Here is a 12,230-nt window from a genome sequence, read left to right as displayed (position 1 = left end):
GGTCATCGTCTGTCCGGTGGGGTCAACCCACCGGTAGACTCCTACCTTTAGCCCCCTCCCGTTCCGTGCGCGGGAGGGGGCGCTCTTGTGTTCCGGCGTTTTACCAAACGCCGGAACCGCTCGACGCTGCAAGCCCGCCAGAGCGGCAATCTGACGTTCAATCGTCGGGCATGGCCAAAAGGCCTATGCCCTCCTCTTTCACGTCACCTTGCTCGCTCTGGCGGGCTTTCGCTGACTTATGCTCCACCTGCGACGTTTCCATTATTGATACAAAGGCCAGGTTTGTTTGAACCAAAAAGGGGAAGTTGCGGTGGAATCGTTCCTGTTTGGCCGTCTTGAGGGGTTAAACGGGAACTATTCCACCGCAACTTATCGATGACGTGTTTGGTTGGTGCCAGTTGATTGCTTGGGCGTTGGGGAGGGTCTGCTCCGTTATAATCGCCTAGAACATTAATTGGAAACGGGACGGGAGCCATACATGCGCCAGGGTTTCGACAACGCGAAGTATATCGAGCTGCAGGCTGCTCACATTAAGGAGCGCATCTCGCAGTTTGGCGGCAAGCTGTATTTGGAGTTTGGCGGCAAGCTGTTCGATGACTATCATGCCAGCCGCGTGCTACCGGGTTTTGAGCCGGACAGCAAGTTCCGCATGCTCAAAAGCATCGCCGACGATGTCGAGGTTATCATCGCGATCAACGCGAACCACATCGAGAAAAACAAGGCTCGTGGTGACCTTGGCATTACCTATGACGAGGATGTGCTGCGCCTGGTTGACCTGTTCCGCGGCAACGGCTTTGCTGTCGCGGCCGTGGTCATCACCCAGTACGCTGGACAGCCCGCTGCCGATGTGTTCCGCAACCGCCTGAACGCGCTCGGTATTCCCGCCAAGCTGCACTATCCCATCGAGGGGTATCCGCACGATGTCGATCTGATCGTGTCCGACGACGGCTATGGCAAGAACGAGTTTGTCGAGACCACCCGACCGCTCGTTGTCGTGACGGCGCCCGGCCCTGGCTCGGGCAAGCTCGCCACTTGCCTGTCTCAGCTCTATCACGAGCACAAGCATGGCACGGCCGCCGGCTATGCCAAATTCGAGACCTTCCCGGTTTGGAATCTGCCCCTTACGCATCCGGTCAATATTGCCTACGAGGCCGCCACGGCAGACCTCGATGACGCCAACATCATCGACTCCTTCCACCTGGAGGCCTACAACAAGACCACGGTCAACTACAACCGCGACGTCGAGGCCTTCCCGGTAGTCCGTGCCCTGATGGAAAAGATCCTGGGCAAGAGCCCCTACCAGAGCCCTACGGACATGGGCGTCAATATGGTCGGTTTTGCCATCACCGATGACGATGCCTGCCGCGACGCTTCCAAGATGGAGATCGTCCGCCGCTACTTTACCGCGGTCGAAAATGTGCGCCGTACCGGCGTGGGCGATGAGCAAGTCGACCGTCTCAAGATTATTATGAAGAAAGCCGGCATCGATAAGAACTACTCACCGGCGCGCTCGGCGGCCCTCACCAGGGAGCAGCTGACGGGTGGTCCCGTGGGTGCCATGGTCATGCCCGATGGCTCCGTGGTGACCGGTAAGACCTCCACGCGCCTGGGCGCCGCAAGTTCGCTCATTATGAACGCCCTCAAGCATGTCTCGGGCGTCGACCTTGAGCTCGAGGTCATTAGCGATGAGGCGATCGAGCCCATCAGCAAGCTCAAGACGCATTTCCTGGGCAGCAAAAACCCGCGCCTCCACACCGACGAGACGCTTATGGCGCTGTCGATCACCTCGGCCACGAGTGAGACGGCCGCTCGCGTCCTTTCGGGCCTGGAGCAGCTGCGCGGTTGCGATGCCTTCTTTAGCGTGATTATCTCGCCGACGGACGAGACGGTACTGCGCAAGTTGGGCATCAACGTGTGCTGCGAGCCCAAGTTTGAGCGCCGCGGTTTCTTCCATCGCTAAGTTTGAAGCACCGCGGTAATTGCATTACATTTTGGCCGTATCGGGTTAGCGCCCGGTACGGCTTTTTGATCAATAAAGCGTCTATTTCGGCGAAAAATAGCTGTTTACCTGCCTAGAAACAATTTGAGCGGTATACAATAACCGTAACTGTTTCATCCTTAGCGGGATGCCGCATGATGGATATTACCTGCCATCGTGAGGTGTGTCGGTCGCGCACGGCGCGTTAGATGCTCGTGCTCGGTTTGAGGAGGCTGCTATGGCGGGCAAGGGTCGTGCGAGTGTCAACGATATGAAGCGTGTCGAGGTGCTGGTGTTGATGGAGATCGACCAGCAAACCGAAGACAATGGCGGGCCGTATGGTTTCTCGCGCAAAACGCTTGCCGAGCGCGTGGGGGTTTCGCCGTATCGTGCCCGCGCCGCAATCGATCGCTTGGATTCCGAAGGTATGATTGATGTCGTCTCGCGTTATAGCGACGACGGCGGTCAGCTTGCAAATGGCATTTGCCTCACCGAACGTGGTGAGTGGTATCTTGAGGGCGTCCGTACCGGCATGCTCGTTCAAGAAATGCTTGAGGACGAGGTTGCTGATCGATAGCAGCATGTAACCCTTGCCATAGTGACGCCGCCTGGGAAACCGGGCGGCGTTTTGTTTCAAGATTGAGAAATGCTATTGCGCGTAAGAAAAATTGCGTGCGGCGTGCGTCGCGAGTATTACAATGAAGACCCGTAAGATGTGTATGGACAACTTCTACGGGAAGCGCAGGTAACTCAATATGACCAAGCATGTGTTCGTGACCGGCGGCGTGGTTTCGTCTCTGGGCAAGGGTATTACCGCGGCCTCGCTGGGCCGTCTGCTCAAGTCGCGTGGCTACAAAGTAACGATGCAGAAGGCCGACCCGTATCTGAACGTCGACCCCGGTACCATGAGCCCGTTCCAGCATGGTGAGGTCTTTGTAACCGAGGATGGTTACGAGTCCGACCTGGACCTGGGTCATTACGAGCGCTTTATTGATGAGAACCTGACCCGCGATTCCAACTTTACGACCGGTGCCATCTACAAAAGCCTAATCGCCCGCGAGCGTCGCGGCGACTTTTTGGGCGGTACCGTGCAGGTGATTCCTCACGTCACCAATGCCATTAAGGACAAGTTTCGCCGCATCGAGGAGCAGACCGGCTCCGATGTAGTCATCACCGAGCTGGGCGGCACGATCGGCGACATCGAGTCCCAACCGTTTGTCGAGGCCATCCGTCAGTACCGCAAGGAGGCCGGCTCCGAGAACGTCTGCTACATCCACGTGTCGCTCGTTCCCTATATTGCCGCCGCCCACGAGGTCAAGACCAAGCCCACGCAGCATTCCGTCAAGGAGCTCCGCAGCTTTGGCATCCAGCCCGATATCATCGTGCTGCGCTCCGACCACCATATCGATGACGCTATCCGCGGAAAGATCGCAAGCTTCTGCGACGTCGACACCGATTGCGTCTTTACCAATGAGGACTGCGCGAGCATCTACGACGTGCCGCAGCTGCTTGCCGAGCAGGACTTTGACCTGCGTATTTGCGAGCGCCTGGGCCTGGACCCGCGTGAGCGCGACATGAGCGAGTGGAATGAGTTCCTGCGTAAGCAGAACCATGCCAACCATCACGCCGATAAGGTTAAGATTGCCGTCGTGGGTAAGTACACGCAGCTGCCCGATGCGTACCTGTCGGTTATCGAGGCCCTGCACCATGCGGGCGTCTTCTACGATCGCCATGTGGACGTCCAGCTGGTCGACGGCGAGAGCCTCGACGAGCAGAATGTCTCCGAGGTTCTGGGCGACGCCTCGGGCATCCTGGTCCCCGGCGGCTTTGGCAAGCGCGCCCTGGAGGGCAAGATCCTCGCGGCCGAGTTTGCCCGTGAGCACAAGATTCCGTATCTGGGCATTTGCCTGGGTATGCAGGTCGCCGTGTGCGAGTTCGCCCGCAACGTCGTCGGCCTTGCCGGCGCCAGCTCCTCTGAGTTCGATCCGGACGGCCCGTTTAGCGTCATCGATCTGATGAGCTCGCAGGAGGACGTGACCGAGAAGGGCGGCACCATGCGCCTGGGCGCCTATCCGTGCAAGCTCGCCGCCGATACCCTTGCTCGCGAGGCATATGGCGAGGAACTCGTCTACGAGCGTCACCGTCACCGCTTTGAGTTCAACAACGCCTTCCGCGACCAGCTCGAGGATGCCGGCTTGGTTATCTCTGGCCTCTCGCCCGACGAGCGCCTGGTCGAGATGGTCGAGCTGCCGCGCGACGTGCATCCGTGGTATGTGGCAACCCAGGCTCACCCCGAGTTCAAGAGCCGTCCGACCAACCCGCAGCCGCTGTTCCGAGAGTTCGTGCGTGCCTCGATCGGTCAGCACGAGGGTGTCGATCGCCTACAGGTGACGCCCATGAACCTCGCTACGGACTAAGGGTGCCGGCGAACAAAGAACATACCGAAGCTACTCCCTCGTCGCTCGCCGTGGCGGCGGGGGAGTATCTCGATTACCTCGCGGTCGAGCGGGGTTTGGCGCGCAACACGATTGCGGCCTACCGTCGTGACCTGACGACGTACTGCGCCTATCTGGAGCGGGCGGGCATCATGTCTTTTGATGAGGCGACTCGTCAGGTCGTGGAGGGCTTTGTCGCCGACCGTCGCGATGGGGGCTATTCCGATGCCTCGGTGGAGCGTGCGCTTGCGGCCGTGAAGGGCCTGCATGCCTTTTTGGTGCGCGATGGGATTGTGGCCCAAAATCCAACGGCGGCGTTGCGCCTGCCTAAAAAGGCTGAGCGTTTGCCGGAGTATCTATCGGTGGAGGATGTCTCGGCGCTGCTCGATCAAGACTTCCCCGAGGGCGAGATGGGCTTGCGCGACCATGCCATCTTGGAAGTGCTCTACGGATGCGGCTTGCGTGTGAGCGAGTTGGTGGGGCTCGATGTGGGCGATATCCATATCGACGATGGCTTTGTGCTCGTTCGCGGTAAGGGCTCAAAGGAACGCCTGTCCCCGCTGGTGGGAAGCGCGGCGCGAGCTCTGACGCTCTATTTAACTGAGGGGCGTTCTCGCTTGGCGGCCCATGCCCACGGAACCGAGACCTCGGCGGTCTTTTTAAATAAGAACGGCCGCCGTCTGTCGCGCCAGGGCATCCATGCCATCTGTGAGCGCTACGGGCGCCAGGTGGGGCTGGTGGGACTCCATCCCCATACGCTGCGTCACTCCTTTGCCACCCATATGCTTGCGGGCGGTGCAGACCTCCGTGTGCTACAGGAGATCTTGGGACATGCCGATATATCGACCACGCAGGTCTACACGCATGTCGATCGTACGCAACTGACCGAGGTCTATCTGGCGGCGCACCCGCTGGCACATCGTTAACACATCGCTGGCCTGCATATCTATAGGTATTTGGGGACGGGCCCCAGATTGCCGCGGCGTGCTTTTGCGCGCGCATGGGCAATCTGGGGTCCGTCCCATTTTTTGCCACTTGTCGTCGCGGTGGCGGGCCGCATGTGCCTTGGGTGGGGGAGTTTGGGGGCGATGTGAACGGCATGTAAAGGGACGCAAAAATCGCCTCAAGGTCAACTTGAAGGTTGAGGTTGAAAGGCGGGGTGCCACAGGTGGCATCCCGCCGTTGCTGTAAACACAACATATTGTGTTTTCGAACATATGATTGGGGGTGTTTTGCAATATATGGTGGGTGGAGTGGTGGGGCGGGGTGGGGAAAGGTGTTGAAAAATGGGGCGGTTCCCCATATTATTAATGACGTCGACAGGCGGGGTGGTTCCCCGCGTACGTGCCATCTGAGTAACCGAGGGGAGGGCGCACATGGGAATGACTGGTGCATACGAGCGCAATCTCGATGCAAAAGGTCGTCTGTCCCTGCCTGCACCCCTTCGCGAGGAGCTTGGAGAGCACGTTCGCGTGTTCAAAGCCCTGGATGTCGATGCTCTGTACGTGTTCTCTGCCGAGGCCTTCGATAAGTGGGTCGAAGGACTCTTCGCGGGTCGTGAGGGCCACGAGGGTTTTAACCCGCGTGACATTAATGACCAGAAGCTCATGAGGGCGATCAACAAGCGCACCACGTCGATGGACGTGGACAGCGCCGGTCGTATCGGTCTTTCCGAGTCTCTCCGCAAGCAGGCGAACCTCGACCGCGAGGTCACGGTTGTGGGCAACTACGACCACCTTGAGGTTTGGGATCGCGCCGCGGCCGATGAGGACGATGACGATGAGGCCCTGCTGGACCTCTTCTTCTCGTAAGGGCAAGGCACGGGTAACGGATGGAGCGTGGGATCTTGACACAAGAATATCGGCATGAACCTGTCATGCTCGGCGAAGTGCTTGAGTCGCTGCGGCTAAAGAGCGGCTCCGTTGTCTGCGATTGCACCCTTGGCGGTGCCGGCCATTCGGTAAAGATGGCTGCGCAGGTGGGGGAGACGGGTCTTTTGCTCGGCGTCGATCAGGACGACATGGCCCTCGAGGCCGCTGGCGCCCGTCTGGACCGCGAGGTTCCCGGCGTTCCGCACCAGCTGCTGAAGGGCAACTTCGGCGACTTGGACGAGCTGCTTTGCTCGGCCGAGGTGCCCGGGGTCGATGGCTTCCTGTTCGATTTGGGCGTTTCGTCACCGCAACTCGATATCCCTGGAAGGGGCTTTTCGTATAACGAGGACGCCCCATTGGACATGCGGATGGATCCGGGTAATAACACCTTAAACGCAGCTGAGGTCATCAACACCTATAACGAACACGACCTCGCTCGGATTCTACGCGTCTACGGCGAAGAGAAGTTCGCCTCGCAGATCGCGCGCGAGATCGTGCGCCGCCGCGAGCAAGAACCGATCGAAACCACCGGCCAATTTGTCGAGATCATCAAGGCGGGTATCCCGGCTGCCGCTCGTCGGCATGGCGGACACCCGGCCAAGAAAAGTTTCCAGGCCATTCGCATCGAGGTCAATCACGAGCTCGATGTGCTCGAACGAGGGCTTGATGCCGCCACCAGGTGGCTCAACCCGGGCGGACGTATCTGCGTCATCTCATATCACTCGCTCGAGGACCGTATCGTAAAGAACCACTTTAAGGAGATGAGCCAGGGGTGCACGTGTCCGCCGGAGATTCCGGTGTGCGTGTGCGGCAACGTGCCGATACTCAAGGTCATCACCCGCAAACCCTTGGTTGCACAGCCTGATGAGGTTGAGCGCAACCCTCGGGCGAGATCAGCCAAAATCCGCGTGGCGCAGCGTCTGTAGGCGCGACCGCGTGATATTGGACCTCCCGCTCGCACCATAAACGAAGCTTAAACACACTACCAACGTACTCGGGATGGGAGGCGGCATATCATGGGCTACAACACTTCAAGCGCAGCACTCGCCTATGATATGAACGCCATGCCCGCCTATCGTGAGACGCCGCAGGCCCCCGTTGCTCCCCGTGAGCAGCGCACGCCGCGCTTTGATGTCTACACGGGCGCGGGCCGTCAGGCAAACCAGGCGGTAAGCCCGGTTTTCATGAGCGTTCTTAAAACGTTTTGCATCATTGCGGCTATCTTCATGACGATCGGCGTCGCCCGCGTGGCGCTCGCCGGTGTTACGGCCCAGGTGCTCAACAGCAACGCCGAGCTTACCAATACGCTCGAAAAGGCGACCGATGAGAGCTCCGACCTGGAGGTCATGCATTCGGTCTATGGCGCCGACACGCGCATTCGCGACCTTGCGGGCGCTTATGGCATGGTGGAGCCCAGCGAGAGCGTTACACTTGACTTTTCGCAGGATGCAGCCGCGGGCGCCAACGCGACCGCGACCGCTCAGTAGCAAGACGGTAGCTGAGTATGACAAATGACTATCGCCGCGGTTCCGATGGGGGCCGCGGTTCTGGACGTCCCTCGTCGCGGGGACGTTCTGGTTATCAAGGAACGGGTCGGCAATCTTACAACGCCGGGCGGTCCCGTGGCAACGACCCGGCGTCGCGACTTCGCGGCTCGGGTGGCCCTCAAGTGCATAACACCAGGTCGCGCAAGAGTTCGTCGACCGAATGGCTCACGGGCACGCCGCTGCCTCGCCGCAAAGCCGTCATGGGATTCATCGGGCTTGGCTTGGGCTTGGGCGTCTTTCGCCTTGCCGACTATCAAATTGTCGAAGCCGATAAACTGCGCGAGCGTGCCGATGCGCGTCGCCTGCTTGCGCAGACCCTCTATGCCAAACGCGGCACCATCTACGACCGCAACGGTAACGTGCTGGCGTCGTCGGTCGAATGTCGCAACATCGCCGTGAACCCGCAGCTTGTCGAGGACGTTGACAAGACGGTGTCGGCGCTGGTCAAGGCAACTGGAATCGATAAAAAGACCTGCCGCAAGCTCGTCGAGTCCGATGGAACCTGGGTGTATATCAAGCGCCAGGTGGACGAAGACGATGCTGTGGCGCTGGAGAAGAAGAGCCTGCCCGGCGTGCATTTTGAGCAGGCCATGAAGCGCGTATATCCATACGGCAATCTGGCATCGCAGGTGCTGGGTGTAGTGAATGTAGACAACGACGGCTTGACTGGTCTCGAAAAGCAATACAACAAGCTTCTGACCGGCACGAACGGTTCTCTCGTACGCGAGCGCGCGAGGGACGGCAGCTATATCGCGGGCGGTGCCTATAAAAAGGTGGCTGCGGTCGACGGCGTTGATATCGTGACGACGCTCGACGTCAATATCCAGCGTGCGGCCGAGGATGCCCTGGCAGAGGCAGTTGAGAAGACTAAGGCCAAGAACGGCTCGGCGCTGGTCACCGATCCTACGACAGGAGAGATCTTGGCAGCCTGCTCGTATCCGACCTACGACCAGACCGATTTGGAAAATGCCAAGACCGAGGATATGAACCTGCGCCTGGTTACCGACGCCTACGAGCCCGGCTCGGTCTTTAAGACACTCGTGGCGGGCGCCGGCTTCGACTTGGGCGTCGTGCGATCGAGTACGTCGTTTGAGGTGCCGGCGAGCATCAAGGTGGGCGACGATACCGTCACCGATGCCGACAAGCGCGACTATGCCATGACCATGGATGTGCGCGAGATGATGCGCCGTTCGTCCAACGTGGGCTTTGTCCTGGTGGGGCGCAAGATCGGTGCCGACGACTTTGCCGCCTATGTGGACAAGTGGGGCATCGGTCACAGCTCTGGTGTAGATTTTCCGGGCGAGAGCCTGGGCATCGTCAAGGAGCGTGACCAGTATGACGGCGCCACGCTGGGCTCAATGAGCTTTGGACAGGCGCTGTCTGTCTCGCCGATTGAGATCGCACGTGCCGTGGGCGGCATCGCTAACGGCGGCGTGATGATGACCCCGCACTTCTATAAGTCCAGCAAAGGCGACGAGAAGGACTGGGGCGAAGGCGAGCGTGCGATTTCTGAGGATGCAGCATCCCAGGTGACATCGTGCATGCAGACGGTCGTGTCTGAAGGCACGGGCGTTGGCGGCGCAGTTGACGGCTATGACGTGGCGGGCAAGACCGGCACGGCCGAACGTGCCGACGAGAACGGCGGCTACCTCAAGGAGAACTACATGTCGTCCTTTATGGGCTTTGCGCCGGCACAATCACCCAAGGTGCTGTGCTATATCACGCTCGACGGAACGCCGAGCGGCTCAGATGCCGCTGCGGTGCCGTTCCAGTCCATTATGGCCAACGCGCTCGACGTGCTGGGCATCCCGCGCACGAAGTAGGGGGTTACAATCTTTGGGGCGTGGTTTGTTGTCCCATATGAGGGGTGTTCACATGCCCTGCACCACGCATGCGCGGCGCTGGGATACAATACGCCGATAGCATTATTAGGTTTACAGGGGAGCTGCAATGATAGAGATCGCCGTCAACAACCTCGCGGCCGCAACAGGGGCCCGAACCGTGACGGGAGAAGTCGATCGGGTATGCCGCGGGTGCGTTATCGACTCGCGCCAGGTCGAGGAAGGGACGATTTTCGTCGCCTTTCCCGGTGAAAACGTCGACGGCAATGATTTTGCTTCCCGTGCCGTCCAGTCGGGTGCCGGCGCCGTCGTGATGACGCGTGAGCCCGATGCCGAGTTGGTCTCGCTGGCGCAGGACAAGGGATGCGCCATCCTGCTGACCGATGATCCCGAGGAGTTTCTGCTTCGTTTGGCGCACGCGTATCGCCTGGAGCTTGGCTGCCTGGTCGTTGGCATTACCGGTTCCATCGGCAAGACGACGACCAAGGACGTGCTCGCCGCTGTACTCGCCAAGCGCTATCGTGTCTGGGCCACCAAGGGCAATTTCAATAACCTGATCGGCATGCCGCTCACGGTGCTTTCCGCCCCGGCCGGTACCGAGGTCCTGGTGCTCGAGATGGGCATGAACCATTTCCACGAGATCGAGCGCCTGTCCCAGTCCGCCAATCCCAACCTTGCCATCGTGAGCAAGATCGGCACCTCTCACATCGGCATTTTGGGCAGCCGCGAGAACATCGCCCGCGCTAAGGCCGAGATTGTCCAGGGTATGTGCGCCGCCGGCGACTTCTTGCCGCTGCTGGTTTTGGGCGGTGAGGACGACTTCACGCCGTTCATTCGCGATACGTTCGCCCAGCCTGCTGGTATCGATGTGATGCTGGCCGGCGTCTCGGACGATGATGAGGTCCGCGCCCGCGAAGTTCGTGTTGATGACGAGGGCCGTCCGGTCTTTACGCTCGATTTTGGTCAGGGCGAGACAATCGATACCATGCTTGCTATCCCCGGCGTGCAGTCCGTTCCAAATGCCGTTAAGGCCGCCGCGGTTGCCTATCGCCTGGGCGTGACGCCCGAGCAGATCGATGCTGCCTTTAGGGGCCTCACAATCACCGGTCACCGCCAGGAGATCAAGCGCGCCAAGAGCGGTGCACGCATCATCGATGACTCCTATAACGCCAGCGCCGAATCGATGGCAGCCGGTCTCGATCTGCTGTGCTCGCTTTCGTGCACGGGGTCTCGCATGGCGATCCTGGGCGAGATGGGCGAGATGGGCGATGAGGCTCCTCGCATGCATGAGCTCGTGGGCGCCTATGCCGCCGCCAAGAAGCTCGACATGCTGGCGTGCGTGGGTGGTGAGCTGGCCCAGCTTATGGCCGATGCCGCGCGCATGATGGGCATGGACGAGGACCGCATCCAGGTGTTCTCCGATTATCAGCAGGTGCTCGACCGCATGGGCGGCGCGCTTGAAAAACATGATGTTGTACTGGTCAAGGGTTCCCGCTTTGTTGAGCTCGACCGCTTTGTGGAAGGTGTGTGCTAGCCCATGTTCGGCAATCCCTCGTATCCAACGTATCAGGCTTTTTTGGGGCTTGGCATCGCCGCCGCCATTGCGCTGCTGCTCATGCCGTGGTGGATCAAGCTGCTCAAGGTCGAGGGTATCGGCCAGCAGGTTCGTGCCGACGGCCCCAAGCGTCATTTGGTTAAGCAGGGAACGCCCACCATGGGTGGCGTTGTCATCCTCATCGCGATCTCGCTGACCTGCCTGCTGATGGGCAAGCTCACCACCGAGCTCGTGCTCGTGCTGCTCGCCACGCTGGCGACCGGCGTGCTGGGTCTGATCGACGACCTGACCTCCGTTACGCATGGGCGCTCGCTCGGTCTGACGCCTCATGCCAAGATGATCGGCCTAACCATTATCTGTGTCACCTTTACGGTGCTTGCCGTCAACTGGTGCGGCGTCGCCCCCGAGATTCGTTTTCCCGGCGGCCTGACGATCGACCTTGGCGTGCTTTCGACCACCATCTGCGGCCTTTCGTTCCCGTGGCTCTACATTGTCTTTTGCTGGCTGATGATCGCCGGTCTTTCTAATGCCGTGAACCTGACCGATGGCCTTGACGGTCTTGCTGGTGGCACCTCCATGATCGCCATGCTCGCCATGGCTGCCATGGCGTTTTTGCACGGAGACGTGAACCTGTCCATCTTCTGCACCGCGTGTGCCGGTGCCTGCTTGGGCTTTCTGTGGTTCAACTGCTATCCGGCGAGCATCTTTATGGGCGATACCGGCTCGCTTGCCCTGGGCGCCGCGTTTGCCTGCACGTCCATCATGACCAACACCGAGGTCGTCTCCCTTATCATCGGCGGCCTGTTTATCGTTGAGACCCTTTCGGTCATGATTCAGGTTGTCTACTTCCACTTTACGCACAAGCGCGTCTTCCTTATGGCGCCCATCCATCATCATTTCGAAAAGAAGGGTTGGGCCGAGACCAAGGTCGTCATCCGTTTTTGGATTATCGCTGCGGCCTTTGGTGCCGTTGGCCTTGCCCTGTTCTTCCAGTTGGGATAGT

10 protein-coding genes are annotated in these 12,230 nt (G+C 59.8%); all 10 read left to right on the top strand.

The window, feature by feature from the left end:
• Nucleotides 1-478: 478 nt before the first annotated feature.
• The 10 genes from I2E13_RS01510 to mraY all read left to right on the top strand — a co-directional run bounded on the left by I2E13_RS01510 (nucleotide 479) and on the right by mraY (nucleotide 12,229).
• On the top strand, nucleotides 479-1,960 hold the full coding sequence (locus I2E13_RS01510) for a DUF1846 domain-containing protein (protein ID WP_006234276.1): 1,482 nt from the start codon (nucleotides 479-481) through the stop codon (nucleotides 1,958-1,960).
• A gap of 256 nt (nucleotides 1,961-2,216) precedes the next feature.
• The gene (locus tag I2E13_RS01505) at nucleotides 2,217-2,555 is read left to right on the top strand and encodes a helix-turn-helix domain-containing protein (RefSeq protein WP_040358312.1); all 339 of its coding nucleotides are present in this window, start codon (nucleotides 2,217-2,219) and stop codon (nucleotides 2,553-2,555) included.
• Nucleotides 2,556-2,733: 178 nt separating this feature from the next.
• Nucleotides 2,734-4,395, top strand: a complete 1,662-nt coding sequence (locus tag I2E13_RS01500; RefSeq protein ID WP_117635384.1) for a CTP synthase — start codon at nucleotides 2,734-2,736, stop codon at nucleotides 4,393-4,395.
• A 2-nt stretch (nucleotides 4,396-4,397) separates the two neighbouring features.
• The gene (gene xerD, locus I2E13_RS01495; protein ID WP_172674638.1) at nucleotides 4,398-5,339 is read left to right on the top strand and encodes a site-specific tyrosine recombinase XerD; all 942 of its coding nucleotides are present in this window, start codon (nucleotides 4,398-4,400) and stop codon (nucleotides 5,337-5,339) included.
• Between the two features lie 450 nt (nucleotides 5,340-5,789).
• Nucleotides 5,790-6,224 carry a division/cell wall cluster transcriptional repressor MraZ gene (locus I2E13_RS01490; RefSeq protein WP_006234269.1) on the top strand — a complete coding sequence of 145 codons (435 nt, stop codon included), beginning with the start codon at nucleotides 5,790-5,792 and terminating at the stop codon, nucleotides 6,222-6,224.
• A gap of 20 nt (nucleotides 6,225-6,244) precedes the next feature.
• Entirely contained in the window at nucleotides 6,245-7,210 is a 966-nt protein-coding gene (gene rsmH / locus I2E13_RS01485) for a 16S rRNA (cytosine(1402)-N(4))-methyltransferase RsmH (RefSeq protein ID WP_006234266.1), read from the top strand.
• 90 nt (nucleotides 7,211-7,300) lie between these two features.
• A complete protein-coding gene (locus I2E13_RS01480) occupies nucleotides 7,301-7,771 on the top strand; it encodes a hypothetical protein (protein WP_022094483.1) in 471 nt (156 codons plus the stop codon).
• A 182-nt stretch (nucleotides 7,772-7,953) separates the two neighbouring features.
• Entirely contained in the window at nucleotides 7,954-9,654 is a 1,701-nt protein-coding gene (locus tag I2E13_RS01475; RefSeq protein ID WP_324249363.1) for a peptidoglycan D,D-transpeptidase FtsI family protein, read from the top strand.
• A gap of 127 nt (nucleotides 9,655-9,781) precedes the next feature.
• The gene (locus tag I2E13_RS01470) at nucleotides 9,782-11,206 is read left to right on the top strand and encodes a UDP-N-acetylmuramoyl-tripeptide--D-alanyl-D-alanine ligase (protein WP_117806416.1); all 1,425 of its coding nucleotides are present in this window, start codon (nucleotides 9,782-9,784) and stop codon (nucleotides 11,204-11,206) included.
• Nucleotides 11,207-11,209: 3 nt separating this feature from the next.
• Nucleotides 11,210-12,229 carry a phospho-N-acetylmuramoyl-pentapeptide-transferase gene (gene mraY / locus I2E13_RS01465; RefSeq protein WP_117806417.1) on the top strand — a complete coding sequence of 340 codons (1,020 nt, stop codon included), beginning with the start codon at nucleotides 11,210-11,212 and terminating at the stop codon, nucleotides 12,227-12,229.
• Nucleotide 12,230 lies beyond the last annotated feature (1 nt).

It is taken from the genome of Collinsella aerofaciens, assembly GCF_015554145.1.
Classification (GTDB): Bacteria; Actinomycetota; Coriobacteriia; order Coriobacteriales; family Coriobacteriaceae; genus Collinsella; species Collinsella aerofaciens_AA.
The sequence above is the reverse complement of the archived record's forward strand: the minus strand, read 5'-3'. Positions and strand labels throughout refer to the sequence as shown.

Coding starts and splice junctions, on each gene's coding strand:
- I2E13_RS01505 (WP_040358312.1), top strand. CDS start 2,217: ATGGCGGGCAAGGGTCGTGCGAGTGTCAACGATATGAAGCGTGTCGAG.
- I2E13_RS01500 (WP_117635384.1), top strand. CDS start 2,734: ATGACCAAGCATGTGTTCGTGACCGGCGGCGTGGTTTCGTCTCTGGGC.
- rsmH (WP_006234266.1), top strand. CDS start 6,245: ATGGAGCGTGGGATCTTGACACAAGAATATCGGCATGAACCTGTCATG.
- I2E13_RS01490 (WP_006234269.1), top strand. CDS start 5,790: ATGGGAATGACTGGTGCATACGAGCGCAATCTCGATGCAAAAGGTCGT.
- I2E13_RS01510 (WP_006234276.1), top strand. CDS start 479: ATGCGCCAGGGTTTCGACAACGCGAAGTATATCGAGCTGCAGGCTGCT.
- I2E13_RS01470 (WP_117806416.1), top strand. CDS start 9,782: ATGATAGAGATCGCCGTCAACAACCTCGCGGCCGCAACAGGGGCCCGA.
- mraY (WP_117806417.1), top strand. CDS start 11,210: ATGTTCGGCAATCCCTCGTATCCAACGTATCAGGCTTTTTTGGGGCTT.
- I2E13_RS01480 (WP_022094483.1), top strand. CDS start 7,301: ATGGGCTACAACACTTCAAGCGCAGCACTCGCCTATGATATGAACGCC.